The organism is Pseudomonas sp. 3A(2025), assembly GCF_054589175.1.
Map to the genome: position 1 here is coordinate 1 of NZ_BAAILM010000083.1, position 272 is coordinate 272.

Annotated in this window: 1 rRNA gene; it reads left to right on the forward strand. The window is 49.6% G+C overall.

What is annotated here, in order from left to right:
* A 23S ribosomal RNA gene (locus ACYP2A_RS22830) occupies nucleotides 1–272 on the forward strand; the annotation flags it as partial.

Here is a 272-nt window from a genome sequence, read left to right on the forward strand (position 1 = left end):
AGGCTGAAAAGCGTAGTCGATGGAAAACAGGTTAATATTCCTGTACTTCTTGTTACTGCGATGGAGGGACGGAGAAGGCTAGGCCAGCCTGGCGTTGGTTGTCCAGGTTTAAGGTGGTAGGCTGAGATCTTAGGTAAATCCGGGATCTCAAGGCCGAGAGCTGATGACGAGTGTTCTTTTAGAACATGAAGTGGTTGATGCCATGCTTCCAGGAAAAGCTCCTAAGCTTCAGGTAACAAGGAACCGTACCCCAAACCGACACAGGTGGTTGG